Here is a 20481-nt window from a genome sequence, read left to right as displayed (position 1 = left end):
TGGCGCGGTTCAGTAACCGGCGCGCTGCATGGTGCGCGCGGTGGCGCGCTGGGCGTTCTGCAGCGCCTGCTCGACGCCGGTATCGCCGGTCAGCGCCGCGGCGATGGTCTGACCCACCTGGGTACCGATCGACTGGAACTCGGGAATGCCCACGAACTGCACACCGATGTAGGGGCTCGGCTCCAGCGTCGAGTCGGTGGGGTCGGCGCTGTTGATGGCATCGAGCACGAAGCCGGCGAAGGGCGCCTCGCGCTGGTAGTTCTCGTTGGCGTAGGTGGATTCACGAGTACCCGGCGGCACGCTGGTCCAGCCCTGGGTCTCGCCGACCAGCTCGATGTACTCCTGGGACGTGGCCCAGGTCAGGAAGGTCTGGGCGGCCTCCTGCTTGTCAGAAGAGGCGGGAATCGCCAACGCCCAGGACCACAGCCAGTGCGCTCCCTTGGGCGTCTCTGCCACCGGCGCCGGGGCGAAGCCGAGACGATCGGCGACCTGGGATTCGTCCGGGTTGTAGAGCTTGCCCGCCGCCGAGGTGGCGTCGACCCACATGGCGCAGTTGCCGCGGGAGAACAGCGCCAGGTTTTCGTTGAAGCCGTTGGAGCTGGCCCCCGGCGGGCCATAGTTGCCGAGCAGGTCGACATAGAAGCCGATGGCCTCCTGCCAGGCCGGCGAATCGAGTTCGGGATTCCACTCCTCGTCAAACCAGCGCCCGCCGAAGGTGTTCACCAGGGTGGAGACGAAGGCCATGTTCTCGCCCCAGCCCGGCTTGCCACGCAGGCAGATACCGGCCAGTTGATTGGCGGGGTCGTGCAGCTCGGCGGCCCATTCACGCACCTCTTCCCAGCTCGGTTGCTCGGGCATTTCGATGCCGGCTTCCTCGAACAGGTCGGTGCGGTAGTAGAGCATCGAACTCTCGGCGTAGAACGGCAGCGCGTACAGGGAGCCATTGTGCGAGAGGCCGTCGCGCACCGGCTTGAGCAGGTCCTCCGCCTGGTACGCCTCGAGCAGATCGTCGAGAGCGACCAACCAGCCGCGCTCGGCCCAGATCGGCGCCTCGTAGGTACCGATGGTCATGACATCGAACTGACCGCCGCCGGTGGCGATGTCGGTGGTCAGGCGCTGGCGCAACACGTTCTCCTCGAGCACCACCCAGTTGACGCTGATACCGGGATGCGCTTCCTCGAAGGCGCTGGTCAGACTCTGCATGATCACCATGTCGTTGTTGTTGACCGTGGCCACGGTGATGGTCTCGGCCTGGGCGGCGCTAGTGGCGGCAAGTGCCAGGCCGGCCAGGGGAAAGGCGTAGGCGAACTTCATGTCGGGCTCCTGTGTGCTTGGCGTACCCGCTGGGGGCGTTGTTGTTGGTGGAAATTGTTGTTGGGTGCCGGGAATTGTTGTTGGGTGCCGGGAGTCGCGGTTTTGATCATTTACTCATCTTACGATCAAATGATCGGACAGCGCGCAGCAAAAGGCAAAGGCAAGGCCCTTAGACTTTAGGTTAAGCCAGGTCGAATCGGGTCAGGAAAGCCCTTCGCTTTCGAGGATGAAGCGTGCGGCACTCTCGTCGGTGATGAGCCCCTTGAGCCAGCCGCCGCGCAGCGCGGCGAGAATCGCTGGCCCCTTTTCGCGACCGCCGGCCAGTGCCACCAGGCTCTGGTCGCGAAACATCTCCAGCGGCAGGCTGGTGACGCGGCGGGTGATCGAGCACTCGATGACGGCGCCGTTGCGGTCGAGCGGCCAGCCGAGCAGCTCGCCCACGGCGTTGCGACTGAGCAGTTCGTCGAGCTCGGCCTCGCTGATGAAGTGGTCCTGGAACAGGGTGGCCTGGCGGTCGATGCGGCCCACGCCGATGTAGGCCGCCTCGGCCTCCTTGGCGACCTCGACGATGGCCTGGAACAGGCGCTGGCCGAGCATCGCCTCCTTCTCCTCCACCGAACCGGCCACCACCGGCGCCGGCAACAGGAAGCGCTCGCCGCCGGTCTTGTCGGCCAGCACCATCACCCCGTCGTAGCGGTTGGCGGAGCCGTCACGGGCGACGTTGCCCACCAGCGAGACGAAGCGGTGCTGGGGACGCTCGATGCGGCTGAGCGCCTCCACCGTGGCGCGCACCGAGCGGCCCGTACCCAGCGACAGGGTCAGCGGTTCGGAGCGCTCGATCAACCTCGCCAGGCGCTCTGCCCCGGCCACCGCCAGGTAGTGGGCGCTGCTCTCGGGAGCTTCCGGGTCGGCCGGCACCACATCGCAGAACTCGAGCCCGAAGCGCTTGAGGATGGCATCCGACATCACCATGCAGTTGGCCAGCGGGTGGTCGATGTGCACCTTGACCAGCCCCTCCTGGCGCGCCAGGGCCAGCAGCCGCTGCACGCCGGGGCGCGACACCCCCAGTTGGCTGGCGATCTCGTCCTGGGTTCGCCCGCCCACGTAGGAGAGCCAGGCCGCACGGGCCGCCTGGTCCAGCTTCAGCTCGAACTTGTCCACGTTACCCGTTCCTCATCGAATGCCCATCAAGCCGAACCCCAGTCATGCCGCCCCCTTACGCGGAGCCTCGTCATGCAGAGCCAAAGTAGCGTTCGCGGTCCTCGGCGGTGATGTCGCTGATGTGCAGGGGATAATGGCCATCGCCACGGTCGGCGTAGAAATGGCGCAGGGTGCGCTCGATGGTGGGGAAGGCCAGCTCGTCCCAGGGGATCTCGTGCTCTTCGAACAGGGCCACTTCGAGACTCTCCGGGCCGGCGGAAAAGCCGCCCGTGAGCTCGGCGCGGAAGATCATGTAGACCTGGTTGATGTGCGGCAGGTTGATCAGGGTGTAGAGTCCATGAATATCGACCTCGGCACAGGCCTCTTCCCAGGTTTCGCGGGCCGCTGCCTGCACGGTGGTCTCGGCGTTCTCCATGAAGCCCGCCGGCAGGGTCCAGTAGCCCTTGCGCGGCGAGATGGCGCGGCGACAGAGCAGGATGCGCGAGCCGCTCACCGGCAGCGTGCCGGCCACGATGCGCGGGTTCTGGTAGTGGATCGAACCGCAGGCGTCGCACAAGTACCTGGGCCGATCGTCTCCTGCCGGAATCGCGAAACGCACGGTTTGGCCACAGTGGCTGCAGAAGTTCATGAGTCTCCCTGGCAGGCTTGACGTCGGCAAAGGCCCCCGGGTAGAAGGAATCAAACCCGACGGAAACCCCATGTTAGAGAAACTTCGCAAGCGCCTGCAAGCGCACGAGCCCCGCCATCTGCGCCTCGACATGCCGCGTGCCGCGGTACTCATGCCGATCGTCGAGCGCCCCGAACCGACGCTGCTGTTCACCCGCCGTGCAGGGCATCTCAATACGCACAGCGGCCAGGTGGCGTTTCCCGGCGGCAAGCGCGAGGAGGACGACCGCGACCTGCTGTTCACCGCGCTGCGTGAATCCCACGAGGAGATCGCCCTGCCGCCGGAGCGGGTCGAGCTGCTCGGCCGCCTGTCGGACGTGATTTCGCTGCACGGCATTCTGGTCACGCCCTATGTGGGGCTGATCCCGCCGGACCTGCCGCTCACGCCCGACCCCGCCGAGCTGGACGCCATCTTCGAGGTGCCGCTCGAGCTGTTCCTCGAGGACCGCCGTCACCATACCGACGTGATCCCGGTCGACGGACGCCCCCACTACGTGCCCAGCTACCACACCCAGGGCCAGGTGATCTGGGGGCTCTCGGCCATGATGCTGGTGGAGCTGCTGGCGGAGGGCTTCGAGCGTCCCATCAGCCTGTTCGATGAGCCGCCGCAGGGTCGGCTATGCTATTTTCCCGAACGTCTGCTGCGCAGTCCGGATACCGCCACGCGCCGCTCCTGATCCTGCTGCCCGCCTTCCTGGAGGTTCGTCGCATTCATGTCGCTGCTCACCCGCCCGGCCTTTGCGGCCAATGCCCTGCCTCAGTTGGTCGATGCCCTGGTCGAAAAGGGCTGGTTCGTCGGCGAGGGATTTCTCGACGCCGAGCTGTGCCAGGAGTTGCATCGGGAGCTGATGGAAATGGCCGAGCGCGACGCCCTGGCTGCCGCCGGCATCGGCCGCGGCGACGAGCACCAGCTGCGTCGCGACATCCGCGGCGACGCCATCCGCTGGCTCGACCGTGAGAGCCTGGCCCAGCGCCGCTACCTCGAAGCCATGGGCGAGCTGCAGCGCGAACTGAATCAGGCGCTGTTCCTGGGGCTGTTCGAATACGAGGCGCACTTCGCCCACTACCCGCCCGGGGCCTTCTACAAGAAGCATCTGGACAGCTTTCGCGGACGCGCCAACCGGGTGGTCTCCACGGTGGGCTACCTCAACCCCGACTGGCCGGCGGACGGCGGCGGGGAAATGGCGATCTTCGCCGCCGACGAACCGGAACGCGAAGTGGCCCGGGTACGCCCGGAAGCCGGCAACTTCGCCTGCTTTCTCGCCGAGACCGTGCCCCACGAGGTGCTGCCCACCCGCCTGCCGCGAGCCAGCATCGCCGGCTGGTTCCGGCGCAACGCCTCGCTCGGCGGCCTGGTCGACCCGGCGCGCTGATGGCCGACGAACGCGAGGCGCTGCGCGCCCGGCTGGCCGAACTCGAGGCCCACAAGGCCGCTCTCGAAGCGAGAGTCGCCGAGCTCGACGAGGAGAAGCGCCACTATCGCTGGCTGGCGGAGAGCACCACCGACCTGATCTCGCGCCACGCCCGCGACGGCACCTTCCTCTACGCCTCCCAGGCCGCCCGCGACCTGCTCGGCTACGAGCCCGAGGAGCTGATCGGCGTCTCGGCCTACGACCTGTTCCACCCTGCCGACCTCGCCGACCTGCTCAACAAGTCGCCGCGGGTCTACTATCACGACGGTTTCTATCAGCAGACCTACCGCTTCCGCGCCAAGGACGGACACTACGTCTGGTTCGAGACCACCAGCCGCACCCGCCGCGACCCGGCCACCGGCGAGCTGATCGACGTGCTCTGCGTCTCCCGCGACGTGGGCCGACGCATTCGCGCCGAGGCCAATCGCGAGCGCCTGGCCCGGGTAGTGGAATCGACCACCGACTACGTGCTGTTCTGCGACGGCGACGAGCGGCTGTTCTACTCCAACGAGGCGGCGCGACGCCTGCTGGGGTTGCCGCGCGAAGGGCTCGATGCCCGGCTCGAACGGGCCTATACCCCGGCATCGCTTGCCATCCTGCGTGAGATCGTGCTGCCCGCCGTGGCCCGCTACGGCTCCTGGAGCGGCGAGCTGGAGATGCCGGGCCCCAAGGGGCCGGTGCCGGTACTCAGCGTGGTGCTGGCCCACCGCGGCCCCGGCGCCGAGCCCGACCACCTCTCGCTGCTCAATCGCGACATCGGCCTGCGCAAGGCCGCCGAGGCTCAGGCACGACGCCACCAGGAACAGATCGCCCACGCCAACCGCCTGGCCACCACCGGCGAGCTCGCCTCCAACATCGCCCATGAGCTGAACCAGCCGCTGGGCGCCATCGCCAATTACATCAGCGGCGCGCTGCTGCAGCTGCGTGCCGATCCGAATCGCCCGGCCAGCGACCTCGCCCTGCCGCTGGAGCGGATCGATACCCAGGTACAGCGACTGGCGCAGCGGCTGCGTCACATTCGCACCTTCGTGCGCAAGGGGCAGACCCGCCCGCGCCCGGTCGCGCTGTTCGAGGTGGTGGATGCCGCCTGCCGACTGTGCGAGTGGCAGTATCAGCAGGCAGGCATCACTCTCGAGTACCAGTTGCCGGAAACGCTGCCCCGCGTGATGGCCGACCCCATCGCGCTGGAGCAGGTGCTGGTCAATCTGCTGCTCAACGCCTTGGAAGCGAGCCGCGAACGGCCTGCCGCCGTGCGGGTCGAAATCCGCGCACGGCGCAGTGGCCAGCGTGAAGTGACCTTCAGCGTCAGCGACCAGGGCCCCGGCATCGCCGTCGAACAGGCCCAGGCGATTTTTACGCCGTTTCACTCCAGCCGCCCGGAAGGGCTCGGCATGGGCCTAGCCATCAGCCGTTCGCTGATGGAAGCCATGGGCGGCAGCCTGGACCTCACCGACGGTTCCGAGGGCGCCACCTTTACCGGTACACTGCTGGCCGAAGCGAACCCCATTCACCGCAGCAAGCCGCCCCGGAGCCAGCCGTGACCCAGCCCAGCGCCGCCCCCTGTATCGCCGTGGTCGACGACGACGAGGCGCTGCGCGACTCGCTGGCCTGGCTGCTCGACTCCGTAGGCCTGGCCACCCGCGCCTTTGCCGACGGCGAGGCGTTTCTCGCCGCCGACCCCGAAAGCTTCGATGCGGTACTGCTCGACGTACGCATGCCCGGCCTCTCCGGCCTGCAGGTGCAGCAGCGCCTGCTGGAGCGCGGCGATATCGCCCCGGTGATCTTCATGACCGGCCACGGCGACGTGCCCATGGCGGTAGCTGCCCTCAAGGCCGGCGCCTTCGACTTCATCGAGAAGCCGTTCAACCAGCAGCAGTTGATCGATGCCGTGCAGCAGGCGCTCGCCGAGTATCAGCGCCAGCGCGCCGTGAGCGAGCGCATCGACACCCTGCGCGCACGCTACGACGCCCTGCGCCCCAAGGAGCGAAACATCCTGGTGCTGGTGGCCGAAGGCCTGACCAGCCGCGAGATCGCCGAGCGCCTCGACGTCAGCGCCAAGACGGTGGAGATCTACCGCCTGCGAGGCATGAAGGCGCTGGGCGCCGGCAACCTGGCCGAGCTGGTACGCATCTGCGTGGCGCTTGGGCTGGTAGAGCCGTTGCCGAAATAAGGATGGCTGCTCTGGCGCCACGCGTGGGTGCGACATGGCGCCAGAGGTGCCAATGGCTCAGCTCACGCGAATCGTCGCCATCATGCCGAGCTCCTCGTGCTCGATGATGTGGCAATGGAACAGCCAGTCGCCGGGCTCACGGAATACCATTCGCAGTTTCAGGCGCTGATAAGGCGCCAGATTGATGGTGTCTTTCCAGGCCAGCCAAGGTGCCTCCTGCCACTCGCCTTCGGCATCGCGGGTGGCGATCACCTGGAAATGGGTACCGTGCACATGGAAGGGGTGGTCCATGTGTGAGTTGTTGAAAACCTCCCACTCCTCGACCTCGCCCACCTTGCCTTCGAACAGGATCTCATCCATGGCGAAGGCACGACCGTTGATCAGGAAATCCACCTCGGGCCGCTCAGCTGCTTCATCCATGGCATGGTCAGCCCCATGCCCCGGGCCATGGGTACCATGATGGCTGGCGCTGCCGCCGCCGTGGCCGGCATGTGGATCGCCGTGACCGGCATGTGGGTCGCCGTGACCGGCATGCGGATCGCTATCGCCGACAGCATGGTCTTCATGGCCCGGCATCACCTCGGTGAGCTCCACCCGGCGTTGGACTGTCGGTTCACCCAACGGCTCGACACGGCCCAGGCGCTCAGGCAGCGAGACTGGGGCACGAACGTCCGAGTCGAGAGTGTGAATCGCCAGCAGCGGTGCCACTTCGTCCAGATGGGGCGGCCTGTCGCCCATCCAGCCACGCTCGTAGGGATGGCTGGCCAGCTGGAAGTGTCCCTCGGCCCGCTCACTGACACGCACCAGCAGGTCGGCCCGTTCGCCCGGGGTGAGCAGCAGCTCCTCCAGCGGCTGCGGCCGCTCGATCAGTCCGCCGTCGGTGCCGATCAGGATCAGCTCATGCTCATCCAGACGCAGGCGCAGATAGCGCCCCGCACAGGCATTGATCAGCCGCAGGCGCAAGGTGGTGCCCGGCGCTACATCGAGCCGCGGTTCGCGCTGGCCATTGACCAGCAGCAGCTCGCCTTCGCGGCCATTCATCCAGTCCTCGGCAGTGTGGGGCGCGACCTCACCATTCGCCCTCAGGCGGAGGTCGCTGATCACCAGCAGGTGCTCCTCCACCTCGGCTGGCAGCCCCTCTTCAGCGGGCCGCACCAGCAGCGCACCCGCCAGGCCATGCGCCACCTGCCAGGCCGTGCCTTCGTGCGGATGGGGATGGAACCAGTGCAGACCCGCACTCCCGCTGGGGAAGGCGTAGCGGTACTGGCGCGATTCACCCGGCGCCACGGCGTCCCAGGGAGCGCCGTCATGCGCCTGCGGCACCGGCACGCCATGCCAGTGCAAGGTGGTCTCCTGCTCCAGCTCGTTGATCAGGGTGACATCCAGCTCATCACCCTCTCGCACCTCGATCAGCGGCGCCACCTTGCCGTTGTAGAGCCACAGCCTGGCCTCGAGCTCATCGCTCAGGGGCACGCTGTGGGGGCCAGGGGTCAGCACGCTGCGAAAGCGGCCGGCAGATTCGCTCAAGTTGACGATTCGGGGTAGCGGCTGCAGCGGCTGGCCGCCCTTCGGCAAGGCGGCAAGGCTAGCAGGCGGTGCTCCATGGGGATGCTGGCGAGACAGGGCGTAACCCATGGTGCCTGCTGTGGAAAGCAACAGCGCGCCCAGCGCCGAGTAGCCCAGGAATTCACGACGTTTCATTGACTTGTCCTCGAGTCATGTACGCTCTCACCGCGAAGCGATCGTTCGCGGCGCCATCAGGGGGAAAAGAGGTTCAGGCCCGAGGAGGACGTTCGATGGGATCCGGCGGCCCGAAAGGACTGTCGGGAACGGCACCGAACAAGACCAATGAGGACGCCAAGGCGTGACCGTCCGACGACATCACGACGGTTCCGCAATGCAAGCAGGGTAGGCAGCAGGGAGACGCTGCGGAGGGATGCGGCTCATCCGGATCGGTCATTTCCCAAGCCATTGGCTGCTCCTCACCAACCAGGCTCTGCAGGCAGTCGGCATCGCCGTGGTGCCCACCGGCAACCACGGGCGGAACGATGGCCAGCATGAGGGCCATGGACAGGCTTAGCAGCCAGTGCCAGGAGAATCGACGCATGAAATGTAGAGACTTATGAGCCAGTGGTGAGCGGAGTATTTCATGCTCGGGAGAATGGCCGCAACCTGGGTCCTGCACACACCTTTCTTGAAAAGTCGGTGCGTTCGGGATGGACGGCTGACCGAGATCAGGAAATCGTGACTTTTCGCGGCTCACGCGCGGGTGGCGCTTGTTTGCCCTGCTTCGCGTCGCGATGATGAGGGGGTAGCACTCCATCGGATATCAGCCGCTCATGCGCAGAATACTGCTTGTCCTGGTCAGCCTGTGCCTGGTCCTGTCGTTGTCGGCAGGCTCAACGGCTCTGGCTGGCCTCGACGCTGTGCGCGATGCTTCCCATGCCCAGCATGACGGCGCTCGAGACGAGCAGCCCGCCTGCGGCCAGACAGCCCACACCGATGTGAACGAGTGTCAGGTCAGCTGCCTGAGCAGCAGCCACTGCATGAGTGGGGCCATGCCGCTCGCTGCGACCCTGAACGTGCCTGCCCTGACGACGCGTCCCCCTTGCCTTACCGGGGCCCGCCCGATTCCGCCCTGCTTCATGGATGAGCGACCACCCAGAGCTGCCTGATTTTGCCGCTAGCGACCCGGCGCGACAGCGCCATGACCTCGTATGCCGTTTATCAGGAGCCCACCATGGCCACCATCCTTAATGACGCAAGCCCCTTCCTGTCGGGGCAGCACTACACCAGCACAAGAATGACGGGACGGGCCACCGCGCTCATGGTCGGCATGCTGCTGACCGGAGTACTGGCCCCTCAAGTCTTCGCGCACGACGAGCCGGAGCATACGCATGCCACGCAGCAGAGCATGAGCCATGCAGACCATGCAGACCATGCAGACCATGCACATGATCATGGCCTGCAAGAGCATGTGAGCGAGGCGAGCCACGACCACGACCACGACCACGACCACCACGATCATGCCAGCGCAAGCAGCGACGCCATCCACGACCACGCCGATGACGAGCATGATCACGACCACGACAAGGAAGCCAGCCACGCAGATCATGCTCATGAGCATGCTCACGACAGGGACATTCCCGACGAGTGGGCAACGCAGGAGAATCCCCTGCCGCTCGACGCAGCGACTCTGGCAGAGGGACAGCGGGTATACGAGCAGTTCTGTTCTGCCTGTCATGGCCCGGCAGGCCGGGGCGATGGAGTGGCACCTGCCGTCGCCTACTTCGACCCCAGCCCCACCGACCTGGCGCAGCACGGCCCGGCCCATGGCGCTGCGGAATACGCCTGGGTGATCAATGCGGGCAATCCGCAGAGCGCCATGCCACGCTTCGGCACCAAACTGAACGAGAACGAGATCTGGTCCGTGGTGCACTACATTCGCCATGGCCTGTCGGATGAGCAGGACGAGCAGTACGCCCAGGCACACCAGCACTGAAAACCAATCGGGCGCCCAAGGGCGCCCGATTCGTTCATGGCTAGATCAAGGCTAGACCGCCAGCTCTCGCCAGAGCAGGCTCTCGTCTTCTTCCTCAGGCTCCGGTTCCGGCTCCGGAGCGGGCGTGAGGGCAATGACCTCACCGCTGGGGTTCTCGAGTAGCTCACGCAGCATTTCGTAGTTCAGGGCCGTGGCCGGCTCGTCGTCGTCACGCTGCAGCATGGCCAGCGTTTCCATTAGGTTGGCCATGCCGGTTTCCTGTTCGCCCAGCGCCTCGTAGACCTGCACATAGGGCGTGTCGCCATCCCAACCGGCCTTGATCGGCTGGTTGATCAGATGCACCTGCATGCCGACCGGCACACGGTCGAAGATCGACTCGATGTCTTCGGGGAACATGCGCACGCAGCCACGGCTGGCCCGCATGCCGACCCCATCGGGCTGGTTGGTGCCGTGAATCAGATAGCCGGGGATGTCGAGCAGGATGGCATGCCTGCCCAAGGGGTTGTCCGGCCCCGGCGGCACCACCGCGGGCGCCGTCTCGCCGCGAGCGGCAGCTTCCTCACGCACCGAACGCGGCGGATACCAGGCCGGGTCTTTGAGCCGCATGGTGGTCTTGGTGATACCCAGCGGCGTGTCGAAGCCTTCGCGACCGATACCGATGGGATAGGTCTCGACTCGCGGTGTCTCACCTTCTCTCGTCGGCGGGTAGTAATAGAGCCTGAGTTCGGCCACGTTGATCACGATGCCCTTACGCTCCACCGGGGGCAGGATGAAGCGGCCGGGAATCAGCACTTCGGTGCCCTCGCCCGGCATCCACACGCTGACGTCGGGGTTGGCACGGCGGATCTCTTCGTAGCCGACGTTGTTGGCACGTGCGATGTCGATCAGCGTCTCGTCTTCACGCGCCTCGACGACGTAGTCCTTACCGATGACATCGCCCCGCTCGGGCAAGGGGTAGTGCCCCTTGGGCCACTCCTGCTCCGCCTCATTGCCGTTTTCCGCCGAATCTTCCTCGGCCCAGCTCATCCCGGCCAGCAGAATGGTGGCCAATATGCCCAGGCCAAGGGACAGCCAGGTCTGGCGTCGCAAGGGCCAGTTGCGCCCATGTACCACTGCATGAAGATTCATAGCATTGCCTCTTGCCTGTCTATCTTTAGTAAACTAATGAAAATTGCCCCTATCATAACGATCCTCTGCAAAATTCGACACCTCACGGGTTCCAGGTTCACCACTCTCGGGCTCACAATACGGGGGCAAAGAGATAGGCGCCCCGCCCTGCGACGCGATGCCAAAGCGGCCGGTCGAGTAAGTCCTCGACCGTCATTTGGCGCGATCTGGAAAAATCCCGTTCGAACATGGCCTCCACATCGCTGGCAAACTCCCGATCCATGATCAGCGCCGTCACCTCGAAGTTGAGGCGGAAGGAGCGGTTGTCGAGGTTGACGGTGCCCACGGCGGCCCAGGCGTCGTCCACCAGAAACGCCTTGCCATGCAGAAAGCCCTCCTGATAGCGATGAATTTCGACCCCGGCGTCGATCAACGGCCCCAGAAAGGCGTAGGCCGCATAGAAGGTCAGCAGATTGTCCGGTCGTTCGGGAATCAGAATCCTGACATCGATGCCGTTCAACGCTGCCAGCTTGAGCATGCTCTGCACGCCCTCGTCGGGCACGAAATAAGGGCTCGAGATCCAGATCCGCTCGCGCGCGGAATGGATCGCCTGCTGGATCATCAGGCTGGCGGTCTCGAAGCGATCCGCCGGGCCGGTAGGCAGGATCAGCGCCGGCACTCCATTGACCGAAGGCACGGACGGCTCCCAGGGCAGGTCGGGGACCTCCTCGGTGGCCCAGTGCCAGTCCTCGATGAAGACGAGCTGCAAAGCCAGTGCCGCCGGTCCTTCCAGCTTGAGATGGGTGTCGCGCCAAGGCCCAAGATCCTCATGCCCTTTCAGATATTCATCGCCGATGTTGAAGCCGCCAAGCCAGGCCTTCGCACCGTCGGCCACCACGATCTTGCGGTGATTGCGAAAGTTGAGCTGAAAGCGATTGCCCGGCCCACGTGTGGAGTGGAATCGGTGCACGTTCACCCCGGCGTCGCGCAGCGCCTGCAGATAGGCGTTCGGCAGCTTGTAGCTACCGATCTCGTCGTACAGGAAATAGACCTCGACACCTTCGCTGGCCCTGGCGATGAGGCGTTGCTGAAGCTCACGCCCAAGATCGTCGTCACGCACAATGTAGAACTGCACCAGCAGGTAGCGCTCTGCGGCGTCGATGCCGGCAAAGATGCTGGCGAAGGTTTCCTCACCGTCGATCAGCAGCGTGGCTTCGTTACCGCCCAGGTAAGGCAGCTTGGCCAGTTGCTCCACGCCGGCCAAGTGTCGATGCTCCTGCGGCCACGCGACGCCATGCGCCCGCAGCTCGCCCAGCTTGTCCGCCAAGGCTCGGGCCAGCTCGGAATCTTCGTCACGCCGCGAGGTGACATAGCCTTCGAATGTGTTGCGCCCGAAGATCCAGTAGGTCGGCACCGCGACATAGGGAATGGTGTTGAGCGAGACGATCCAGGCAATTGCCCCCTGGGACGTGCGGCTCGACATCAGCGCTTCCACCGACGAGAACAACCCCACCACATGCGCCACCAGCATGAAAATGGCCAGCTTGCCCCAGGAGCGACGCCCACGGGGCCGTGCACGCTTCGTCAACCAGGCAACCATCAACTCGCCTCTTGCGCGGAAGTCGACGCCGCGACTTGCTCATCGCGCTCCTGGCGCCGCGACCATGCAACGAGCGCTACGCCGGCAGCGATCATCGGCAGGGTCAGCAGCATGCCCACGGTCACCCAGCCGAAGGCGATGAAACCGATATGAGCGTCGGGCAGGCGCACGAACTCCACGGCGAAGCGGAAGACACCATAGAGCAGCAGGAATAGCCCTGACACCAAGCCTCTGCGCCGGGGGCGACTCGAAATCCACCACAGCACCACGAACAGCACCACCCCCTCGAGGGCAAACTCGTAGAGCGCCGAAGGGTGGCGCGGCTCCGGCCCCAGGTGCGGGAACGGCATGGCCCAGGGCAGATCGCTGACACGTCCCGGCAGTTCATGGTTGATGAAGTTGCCGATGCGCCCGGCGCCCAGGCCTATCGGTACCAGCGGTGCGATAAAATCGGTCAATTGGAAGAAAGTGAGATTCTTCTTGCGTGCGAAGAGCAGCGCCGCCAGCAGCACGCCGATCAGGCCGCCATGAAAACTCATTCCCCCATCCCAGAGCCGGAAGGCCCACAGCGGGTTGGCCAGGAACTGCTCCATACCGTAGAACAGCACATAACCCAGGCGTCCTCCGGCCACCACGCCAATGGCGGCGTAGAACAGCAGATCGCCAATATCGTCATGAGTGAGCCCCAGGCGATGGGCGCGATGACGCCCCAGCAGCCAGGCGGCGACGAAGCCCACCACGTACATCAACCCATACCAGTGGATCTGCAGCGGCCCGATGGCGATGGCCACCGGATCGATATCGGGATAGTTCATCTCGCTTGTGCTCCTTGCAGGCACATGGCTGGAGCCATCGCACCTGCGGCGAATTGAGTGTGAATGCCGCTGAGCATCGACATTCCGAATCCAATGCCGGGCACAGCGACACCGCTGTGCGGGCAAGCATCATTCAGAAAGGGGCAGGCGCTACGCCCGCGGAGGACGCTCCGGTCGCTCGCGAGGGGCGTGGAGAAGCGTCGTGTCGACGGGCCGACGAGGCTCGAGTGAGCGAGGGGCCACTGAGGCAAGCGCTAGGCCGGCACTGGAGCAAACCGGTGTTGCACTGGTACAGGCGGGTTGTTCGCCCCCCTGGGCTTGGCCGTTGTCGGCCTCGAACACGAGGCCAGCGTCCAGAGACGAAGAGGTGCCCGTCTGGCAATCCGCGTCAGCGTACTTCCAGTCGCCCAGGGCCACCTGCGGCAGGGTAAGCACGATGCCGAAGAGGAGACAGAGCAGCCAGGCGAAGGGGCGAGAACGCATCGAAATGGATCAACCGAGTGTAGGTCAGGGTCGTGCCTAGTCTTCCATGCTCGCAAGCGCGTCGCAAGCGCCCCTGTTCTCATGCCCAAAAAAAGCAAGAAAACAACAACCTATGTGCGGCACCCAGGTTGAGAAAAGCGATGCTGATTGATACAAGTCAAAGGGAGGCTCAGCGGGTTCGTCTATTCTGATATTGCCTATCATGTCGGAGCACCGCGCCATGCTGCAGCGGGCCGTTACACCCTCACAGCACTGCATCACCCGTCGCGGGTGGTGCCGCAGCTGGCTTTTCAGCCTGCTGCTGCTGTCGATGGCCGTGGCGTTCGGCGTTCAGGCAATGGCGCATCCAGCGCCGGCATCCCCACATTCCGTCGTCGAAAGCCTTGCGCAAGCAAACCCGCCAGCACCTGCGCCACACTGCGAGCACGGCCACAGCGGGGAACATGCCGCAGAGCTCCTGCTGCGTGCGGAGCGCCTGGACGTCGATGGCACTCCTTGCCATCGCCCTGTTCCCGCGGTGACACCGCCTCCCGTCGCCGTCACCATCGGCCTGCCCAGTGCCGCTCCCACGCTTGCCAACCCACCACTCTATCTGTTGACGCAGCGCCTGCGTCCCTGACTCCTCTGCAATGCCCCACCTGTCTTGCGGCAATTCCCGGTGACGTCCCACTGGACGCTCGCCAATTCCGGCAGCAAACCACGAGCGTTCACGCTCATAGGAGTAAGACATGAAACTGCGCAAGCTCGCTATTGCCACGGGCCTCGCCCTGGCTATCGGTAGCACCGCTTCCAGCCTGACCTTTGCCCAGGGTATGGGGCAAGGCGGAGGCATGATGAGCGGCGGTATGGGCCCCGGCATGATGGGCGGTGGCATGGGTCCCGGCATGATGGGCGGTGGCATGGGCCCCGGCATGATGGGCGGTGGCATGGGCCCCGGCATGATGGGCGGTGGCATGGGCCCCGGCATGATGGGCGGTGGCATGGGCCCCGGCATGATGGGCGGTGGCATGATGCCCTGCCCGATGATGGATGACGGGAAAGGCATGATGCAGATGCTCGTGCCCGAACAGCGCAACGAGATGCGCGAACTCATGCGCGAGCATCGCCCCGCCCAGTTCGAGCGCATGGGGCAGCTGATGAATCTGCGCGATGACCTGATGGCTGCCATGCATGGCGAGCGTCCCGACCCCGAAGAGGTCCAAGCCATTCATGCTCAGATGGCGGAACTCCATGGCGAGATGATGGCGGAGATGGTGCGCATGCGAAACGCCATGCACGACCTGCTCACCGATGAGCAACGCGAACAATTGCAGCAGGCCACACCGCAAGCCGACGAGTCGGATGACCACGCGGCCCACCACTGATCGTCGATAGCCGCCTGGTATCGGGCGGCCGGCCACGGCCGCCCGGGAACACGGCGCGAGGGAGCATGCGATGACCACAGCGACGAAACGGATCACCCTGACAGTGCCCGGCATGGGCAGCGACCACTGTGCCGGTATCGTACGCACGACGCTCCAGCGTCTCGATGGCGTCGGCGAAATCCAGACCAATATCGCCAGCCACCGAGTCAGCGTCGGCGTCGCGCAGGGCGGCCCCGACGCCGATGCCTTGAAGCAGGCGGTGGAGGGGGCCGGCTATGACGTCGCGGCGGTAAGCGGCGAAGCCGAGGCGGATGGCGAGGCAGATGCCGTCATCGAGGAAGACTACCTGCGTCAGGCCCGTAAGCGGCTGTGGATCGCCGGCGTGCCCACCACGCTGATCATGATCCTGATGATGCCACACATGTTCTGGCAGCCGATTCCCGGCTACCTGGCCATCGTCGTGCTGCTCGCCTTTCCGGTGGTGTTTCTCCATGGCGGTGCGGCCACCCATCGCTCGAGCTGGCGCTCGCTGAAGAACGGCACCTTCAACATGGACGTGCTGATCTCCATGGGCAGCCTACCGCCCTACCTGATCGGTCTGGTCGGCTTCGTCTACCCGATGACCTCCTTCGTCGAGATGGCCGCCACCATCATGACCTTCCATCTACTGGGTCGTTATCTCGAGGCCCTGGCCAAGGGGCGCGCTTCGCAAGCCATTCGTCGCCTGCTGACCCTCGGCGCCAAGACCGCTCGAGTGGAACGCGGTGGCGAAGAGGTCGAAGTGCCGGTGAAGGAGCTCGAGCCCGGCGACATCATGGTCGTGCGCCCCGGCGACAAGATTCCCACCGACGGCGAGGTGATCGAGGGCGAGAGCCACCTCGACGAATCCATCGCCACCGGCGAATCGATCCCCGTCTACAAGAGCGTCGGCGACAGCGTGATCGGCGCCACCATCAACAAGGAGGGGCGGCTGCGAGTGAGGGCCACCAAGGTCGGTGGCGATACCTTCCTCTCCCAGGTGGTACGCCTGATCGATCAGGCCCAGGGCTCGCGGGTGCCGATCCAGGAGTTCGCCGACCGCATGACCGGCCGCTTCGTGCCGGCGGTGCTGCTGATCTCGCTGGCCAGCCTGGTCGCCTGGCTGCTGCTTCCCGACGTCTTGCGCCCAATCCTCGACTGGGGCGCGAACTTCCTGCCCTGGGTGAACCCGGAAGCCAGTACACCGGTGCTGGCACTCATTGCCGCCATCGCCGTGCTGGTCATCGCCTGTCCCTGCGCGCTGGGTCTGGCAACGCCGACGGCCCTGATGGTCGGCTCCGGCATCGGCGCCGAGCGCGGCATCCTGATCCGTTCCGGCGAGGCGATCCAGACCTTCAAGGACATCAAGGTCATGGTGCTCGACAAGACCGGCACCATCACCCGCGGCGAGCCGAAGCTCACTGAGGTGGTCACGGCGGAAGGAGTCGAAGAGAAAGAGCTGCTGAGACTGGCGGCAAGCGTCGAGAACGCCTCGGAGCACCCCATCGCTCGCGCCATCGTCGACGGCTCCGTCGAGCGCGGCATCAAGCCCGGCGAGGTCAGCGAGTTTCGCTCCACTGGCGCCCGCGGCGTCTCCGGCAGAGTCGAAGACAAGCAGGTGTTGATCGGCAACCGCCGGCTGCTCGAGGAGGAGGGCATCACAGGGCTGGAAGCGCTGGACGCGGCCATGCATGAGCTCGAAGGCAAGGGGCGTACCGCCGTCATCGTCGCCGCCGAGGGCCGTGCCCGAGGTGTCCTGGCAGTCGCCGATACGCTCAAGGGCGAGTCAGTCGAGGCCATTCGCGGGATGCACGCGCTCGGCCTGCACGTGGTAATGATCACCGGCGACAACGAGCGCGCCGCCCGGGCGGTGGCCGCCGAGGTCGGCATCGACGAGGTCCAGGCCGGCGTGCTGCCCGAAGGCAAGGTCGAGGCCATTCGCAAGCTGCAGGAGAAGCACGGCCCCCACGTGGCCATGGTGGGTGACGGTATCAACGATGCCGCCGCCCTCAAGCAGGCCAACGTCGGTATCGCCATCGGCGCCGGCGCCGACGTGGCCATCGAGGCCGCCGACGTGACCCTGGTACGCGGCGAGCTCACCGGCGTGGTGGAGGCCATGCACCTCTCCCGCGCCACCTTCAGCAAGATCGTGCAGAACCTGCTGTGGGCCAGCGGCTATAACGTGGCCGCTATTCCCATGGCCGCCGCCGGTCTGCTGCACCCGATGATCGGCGTCATCGCCATGACCGCCAGCTCGCTCTCGGTCATCGGCAATTCGCTGCTGCTCAAGCGCCGTTATGCCCGCCTACAACCCCGAGGAGAAGCCTCATGAACCGGTCTCGTTCCAACTCCGAACTTCACAAGCCTCCTGCCGAGGTGGGTCACGAAACCCCAGCGCAGACGCCAGGCAAGCATTCGGGTGGGCTGCATCAGTGGATGATGCCTCTTTGCCTAGTTCTGATGGGGGGCGCCTTCGTGTTCGTGCTGTGGCGTGGACAGACGGGCGGCAGCCTGTTGTTGTTGCTGCCAATGCTGCTGTGCCTGGGCATGCATTTCCTAATGCACCGTCATGGCCATCATCACCGCGACGAGTGACACACCCGCTTAACCGCACAGGAGTAAACGCCATGATGACCGACTGCTTCGCCCTGATGGGCCACATGGGCTGGCTGGGCTGGCTGATGCCGCTGGCCCTCCTCGCTCTGCTGGGTCTCGGCATTGCCGCCCTGCTCAAGTACCTGTTTACCTCTGCCAAGCCCACCACGGGAGCAAGCTCATGAACCGTCGCACCTCATCCCTGCTGCTTTCCGCCAGCCTGCTGCTGGGCGCCGCCGGCGCCGCACACGCCACGCTGCCAAGCGAAGCCACCCTCTACATGAACCCCGAGTGCGGCTGCTGCCACGAATATGCCCGCCAACTGGAAGAGAAAGGCGTCTCGGTCACCATCATCGACGACGTGGAAGTCGGCAAGATCAAGCAGCAGGTCGGCCTGCCCTTCGGCCTGGGCTCCTGCCACACCACGCTGATGGGAGGCTACGCCATCGAGGGCCACGTGCCCTTCGAAGCCGTGGAGCGACTGTTCCAGGAGCGCCCGAGGATCGGCGGCATCGGTCTGGCCGGCATGCCCATCGGCACCCCCGGCATGCCCGGGCCCAAGCGCGGCGACTGGGACGTCTACCAGTTCACCGATCAGGAGCCGATGCCGTTCATGACGCTGTAAGGCTGACGGGCGCCGGCTCGTCCGGCGCCTTACCAGTCACATGCGATTGGTATCCGCTCAGTCACGAATCACATAGCGCAGGATCTCGACCACCTGCTCGGTGGTGGTCGCCCAAGCCATGGCGGCGGCATCGACCTCCTTGAGCGGGTGTACGATCTCTTCGCCGTGAAGGGTCACGTACGGCTTGCCCAGGGCAGCGCAATAGCCGGCATCGAAGGCCGCGTTCCACTGCTTGTACTTGTCGCCGAAGCGCACTACCACCAGGTCGCTCTGCTCGATCAGGGTCTTGGTGCGAATGGCATTCACCTTGGCCGACTTGTGATCGCGCCAGAAGGCGTCGCTTTCGCGACCCAAGTGGTCGCCTGCGGCATCGCTGGCATCATGGTCGGTGACAGGCGCGGTGAACACGATGTCCAGGCCGGCGGCCTTGGCCCCGCGCTCGATCTCATCACGCCAGTCGGTATGGATCTCGCCGGATAGATAAACGTAGAAGCTCATCGGAGCGCTCCTGAAGAGAAATGGGCCTCCATCATAGCCAGCCACTATCTGTATACAAGCCTTGTGTACTGTACTCGAGGCCCTCTCAGTCGCAGCGAACCGCGGCGGCGAGACGGTTCCCTACACAAGTTGTAGGTAATCTCTTACAAGACAGAGAGTGAATGGATGACATTCTCACTGATGAAAAAGCGCTACCTTGAATTTACTCACGCCGGTTCTTGCACAGCAGTCGTGAGTCCCTTGCTTATGCCCGCTCAAAGAGCGGGCTTCTTTTTTATCGCTCCCTAGCCTACCTGCAGCTCATCCCCCACCGCTAGACTCTCTCCCGCACCGCCGAGAAGCGTGGCGTTCTGACCGAAGTAGGCGCCAGGGCGCAGCGGCTGGGTCTTCATCTCGATCAACGTTTGCAGCGGCTCACCGGGAATGTCGATGGTGCCGTTGGCCTGGTCGACGGTGGTGATCTTGCAACGCTGACAGGGCTTGCGTAGACCGAAGCGATACCTGCCATCATGAGCGGCCACCTCGCTCCAGCCATCCTCGGCGAAGCCGTGAGCACCCTCGAGCACGATGTTCGGACGGAAGCGGTTCATGGGCAGCGGTGCGAGCCCCTTCTGTGCCAGATTCCGATTGAGAGCGTCGAGAGAGGCCTGCGAGGCAATGAGGAACGGATAGCCGTCGGCGAAGGCGGTATGGGCCTCCTCGCCTTGCAGATAACGCGACTCGACCGGGCGGCGATGCTCCTCGTCGAAGCGCACTAGACGCAGGCTGCTGCCGCGCAGGTCGCCCAGCACCGCCGTCAGCCAGTCGCTGGCCTCAGCCCCCTCGTCAAGGGCCTGACAGGCGTCGTCCCACACATAGGCGGTCAGCCGCGGCCGGGCTCGATGCGCCAGCTCGATGGCCAACGGTTCCGCTTCGGGATGTTCCAGCACCAACCAGTCGCTCTCGAGACGCACCGAGACTCGCGCCATGCCCGGCAGCTGCCGCTGGGTGACGAAACGACCCACCTGATCGACCACCATCCAATGACGGTCATAGGCCAGACCGCGCACCCCCAGCGTGGCTTGCTCCAGGCCGATACCGCCCAGCGACTTGACCGGATAAACGTTGAGTTTCGAGATTTTCACTCTGCTTCCTCTGCTGAACATTTCTTA

Annotated in this window: 20 protein-coding genes; 11 read left to right on the top strand and 9 right to left on the bottom strand. The window is 65.1% G+C overall.

Going from position 1 to position 20481, the window contains the following annotated elements:
- Positions 1–9 precede the first annotated feature (9 nt).
- From HOP59_RS04780 to HOP59_RS04770, 3 genes are all read right to left on the bottom strand, one after another.
- On the bottom strand, positions 10–1314 hold the full coding sequence (locus HOP59_RS04780) for an ABC transporter substrate-binding protein (RefSeq protein WP_234253026.1): 1305 nt from the start codon (positions 1312–1314) through the stop codon (positions 10–12).
- 201 nt (positions 1315–1515) lie between these two features.
- The gene (locus tag HOP59_RS04775; RefSeq protein WP_234253025.1) at positions 1516–2475 is read right to left on the bottom strand and encodes a sugar-binding transcriptional regulator; all 960 of its coding nucleotides are present in this window, start codon (positions 2473–2475) and stop codon (positions 1516–1518) included.
- A 70-nt stretch (positions 2476–2545) separates the two neighbouring features.
- Complete coding sequence (locus HOP59_RS04770; protein ID WP_234253024.1) at positions 2546–3103, bottom strand: NUDIX hydrolase; 558 nt, start codon at positions 3101–3103, stop codon at positions 2546–2548.
- Between the two features lie 70 nt (positions 3104–3173).
- On the opposite strand from HOP59_RS04770, the gene HOP59_RS04765 reads away from it, so the two are divergent.
- The 4 genes from HOP59_RS04765 to HOP59_RS23585 are packed head-to-tail and all read left to right on the top strand — an operon-like array spanning position 3174 to position 6723.
- Positions 3174–3818, top strand: coding sequence for a CoA pyrophosphatase (locus HOP59_RS04765; RefSeq protein ID WP_234253023.1), 645 nt, complete (start codon positions 3174–3176; stop codon positions 3816–3818).
- A 36-nt stretch (positions 3819–3854) separates the two neighbouring features.
- Positions 3855–4514: a 2OG-Fe(II) oxygenase gene (locus HOP59_RS04760; protein WP_234253022.1), complete on the top strand. Its 660-nt coding sequence runs from the start codon at positions 3855–3857 to the stop codon at positions 4512–4514.
- A complete protein-coding gene (locus HOP59_RS04755; protein ID WP_234253021.1) occupies positions 4514–6094 on the top strand; it encodes a PAS domain-containing sensor histidine kinase in 1581 nt (526 codons plus the stop codon). The genes HOP59_RS04760 and HOP59_RS04755 overlap by 1 nt, the downstream gene beginning before the upstream one ends.
- On the top strand, positions 6091–6723 hold the full coding sequence (locus HOP59_RS23585) for a response regulator transcription factor (RefSeq protein ID WP_234253020.1): 633 nt from the start codon (positions 6091–6093) through the stop codon (positions 6721–6723). Before HOP59_RS04755 ends, HOP59_RS23585 begins: the two co-directional genes overlap by 4 nt.
- 57 nt (positions 6724–6780) lie before the next feature.
- Here HOP59_RS23585 and HOP59_RS04745 read toward each other — a convergent pair whose 3' ends face one another.
- Complete coding sequence (locus tag HOP59_RS04745; protein WP_234253019.1) at positions 6781–8424, bottom strand: multicopper oxidase family protein; 1644 nt, start codon at positions 8422–8424, stop codon at positions 6781–6783.
- Between the two features lie 1039 nt (positions 8425–9463).
- Between HOP59_RS04745 and HOP59_RS04740 the strand changes: the two genes are divergently transcribed.
- The gene (locus HOP59_RS04740) at positions 9464–10225 is read left to right on the top strand and encodes a c-type cytochrome (protein ID WP_234253018.1); all 762 of its coding nucleotides are present in this window, start codon (positions 9464–9466) and stop codon (positions 10223–10225) included.
- A gap of 51 nt (positions 10226–10276) precedes the next feature.
- On the opposite strand, the gene HOP59_RS04735 is transcribed toward HOP59_RS04740, so the two are convergent.
- From HOP59_RS04735 to lgt, 3 genes are all read right to left on the bottom strand, one after another.
- The gene (locus tag HOP59_RS04735; RefSeq protein ID WP_234253017.1) at positions 10277–11353 is read right to left on the bottom strand and encodes a L,D-transpeptidase family protein; all 1077 of its coding nucleotides are present in this window, start codon (positions 11351–11353) and stop codon (positions 10277–10279) included.
- 112 nt (positions 11354–11465) lie between these two features.
- Positions 11466–12932 (bottom strand): cardiolipin synthase, encoded by a 1467-nt coding sequence (gene cls, locus HOP59_RS04730; protein WP_234253016.1) that lies wholly within the window; start codon positions 12930–12932, stop codon positions 11466–11468.
- Entirely contained in the window at positions 12932–13747 is an 816-nt protein-coding gene (gene lgt, locus HOP59_RS04725; protein ID WP_234253015.1) for a prolipoprotein diacylglyceryl transferase, read from the bottom strand. The genes cls and lgt overlap by 1 nt, the downstream gene beginning before the upstream one ends.
- Before the next feature lie 703 nt (positions 13748–14450).
- Here lgt and HOP59_RS04720 point away from each other — a divergent pair.
- From HOP59_RS04720 to HOP59_RS04695, 6 genes are all read left to right on the top strand, one after another.
- Positions 14451–14849, top strand: a complete 399-nt coding sequence (locus tag HOP59_RS04720) for a hypothetical protein (protein ID WP_234253014.1) — start codon at positions 14451–14453, stop codon at positions 14847–14849.
- Between the two features lie 109 nt (positions 14850–14958).
- Positions 14959–15594, top strand: a complete 636-nt coding sequence (locus HOP59_RS04715) for a Spy/CpxP family protein refolding chaperone (protein WP_234253013.1) — start codon at positions 14959–14961, stop codon at positions 15592–15594.
- A 70-nt stretch (positions 15595–15664) separates the two neighbouring features.
- On the top strand, positions 15665–17944 hold the full coding sequence (locus tag HOP59_RS04710) for a heavy metal translocating P-type ATPase (RefSeq protein ID WP_234253012.1): 2280 nt from the start codon (positions 15665–15667) through the stop codon (positions 17942–17944).
- A complete protein-coding gene (locus HOP59_RS04705; protein ID WP_234253011.1) occupies positions 17941–18207 on the top strand; it encodes a hypothetical protein in 267 nt (88 codons plus the stop codon). Before HOP59_RS04710 ends, HOP59_RS04705 begins: the two co-directional genes overlap by 4 nt.
- Before the next feature lie 32 nt (positions 18208–18239).
- Positions 18240–18392: a hypothetical protein gene (locus HOP59_RS04700; RefSeq protein WP_234253010.1), complete on the top strand. Its 153-nt coding sequence runs from the start codon at positions 18240–18242 to the stop codon at positions 18390–18392.
- Complete coding sequence (locus HOP59_RS04695) at positions 18389–18832, top strand: DUF411 domain-containing protein (protein WP_234253009.1); 444 nt, start codon at positions 18389–18391, stop codon at positions 18830–18832. Before HOP59_RS04700 ends, HOP59_RS04695 begins: the two co-directional genes overlap by 4 nt.
- A 57-nt stretch (positions 18833–18889) precedes the next feature.
- Here HOP59_RS04695 and HOP59_RS04690 read toward each other — a convergent pair whose 3' ends face one another.
- Both HOP59_RS04690 and HOP59_RS04685 read right to left on the bottom strand, forming a co-directional pair.
- Positions 18890–19330, bottom strand: coding sequence for a YtoQ family protein (locus HOP59_RS04690; RefSeq protein ID WP_234253008.1), 441 nt, complete (start codon positions 19328–19330; stop codon positions 18890–18892).
- A gap of 284 nt (positions 19331–19614) precedes the next feature.
- On the bottom strand, positions 19615–20454 hold the full coding sequence (locus HOP59_RS04685) for an MOSC domain-containing protein (protein ID WP_234253007.1): 840 nt from the start codon (positions 20452–20454) through the stop codon (positions 19615–19617).
- Positions 20455–20481 lie beyond the last annotated feature (27 nt).

Origin of the sequence: Billgrantia aerodenitrificans, from assembly GCF_021404405.1 — a bacterium.
In the GTDB taxonomy this organism is placed as follows: domain Bacteria; phylum Pseudomonadota; class Gammaproteobacteria; order Pseudomonadales; family Halomonadaceae; genus Halomonas; species Halomonas aerodenitrificans.
Note: the sequence above shows the minus strand (reverse complement) of the source record. Positions and strands in the feature narration are given on the sequence as shown.

Bases quoted from the DNA above. Each gene is read 5' to 3' on its own strand.
- HOP59_RS04780 (WP_234253026.1), bottom strand. From the start codon at position 1,314: ATGAAGTTCGCCTACGCCTTTCCCCTGGCCGGCCTGGCACTTGCCGCC.
- HOP59_RS04770 (WP_234253024.1), bottom strand. From the start codon at position 3,103: ATGAACTTCTGCAGCCACTGTGGCCAAACCGTGCGTTTCGCGATTCCG.
- HOP59_RS04765 (WP_234253023.1), top strand. From the start codon at position 3,174: ATGTTAGAGAAACTTCGCAAGCGCCTGCAAGCGCACGAGCCCCGCCAT.
- HOP59_RS04760 (WP_234253022.1), top strand. From the start codon at position 3,855: ATGTCGCTGCTCACCCGCCCGGCCTTTGCGGCCAATGCCCTGCCTCAG.
- HOP59_RS04755 (WP_234253021.1), top strand. From the start codon at position 4,514: ATGGCCGACGAACGCGAGGCGCTGCGCGCCCGGCTGGCCGAACTCGAG.
- HOP59_RS04745 (WP_234253019.1), bottom strand. From the start codon at position 8,424: ATGAAACGTCGTGAATTCCTGGGCTACTCGGCGCTGGGCGCGCTGTTG.
- HOP59_RS04740 (WP_234253018.1), top strand. From the start codon at position 9,464: ATGGCCACCATCCTTAATGACGCAAGCCCCTTCCTGTCGGGGCAGCAC.
- HOP59_RS04735 (WP_234253017.1), bottom strand. From the start codon at position 11,353: ATGAATCTTCATGCAGTGGTACATGGGCGCAACTGGCCCTTGCGACGC.
- cls (WP_234253016.1), bottom strand. From the start codon at position 12,932: ATGGTTGCCTGGTTGACGAAGCGTGCACGGCCCCGTGGGCGTCGCTCC.
- lgt (WP_234253015.1), bottom strand. From the start codon at position 13,747: ATGAACTATCCCGATATCGATCCGGTGGCCATCGCCATCGGGCCGCTG.
- HOP59_RS04720 (WP_234253014.1), top strand. From the start codon at position 14,451: ATGCTGCAGCGGGCCGTTACACCCTCACAGCACTGCATCACCCGTCGC.
- HOP59_RS04715 (WP_234253013.1), top strand. From the start codon at position 14,959: ATGAAACTGCGCAAGCTCGCTATTGCCACGGGCCTCGCCCTGGCTATC.
- HOP59_RS04710 (WP_234253012.1), top strand. From the start codon at position 15,665: ATGACCACAGCGACGAAACGGATCACCCTGACAGTGCCCGGCATGGGC.
- HOP59_RS04705 (WP_234253011.1), top strand. From the start codon at position 17,941: ATGAACCGGTCTCGTTCCAACTCCGAACTTCACAAGCCTCCTGCCGAG.
- HOP59_RS04700 (WP_234253010.1), top strand. From the start codon at position 18,240: ATGATGACCGACTGCTTCGCCCTGATGGGCCACATGGGCTGGCTGGGC.
- HOP59_RS04695 (WP_234253009.1), top strand. From the start codon at position 18,389: ATGAACCGTCGCACCTCATCCCTGCTGCTTTCCGCCAGCCTGCTGCTG.
- HOP59_RS04690 (WP_234253008.1), bottom strand. From the start codon at position 19,330: ATGAGCTTCTACGTTTATCTATCCGGCGAGATCCATACCGACTGGCGT.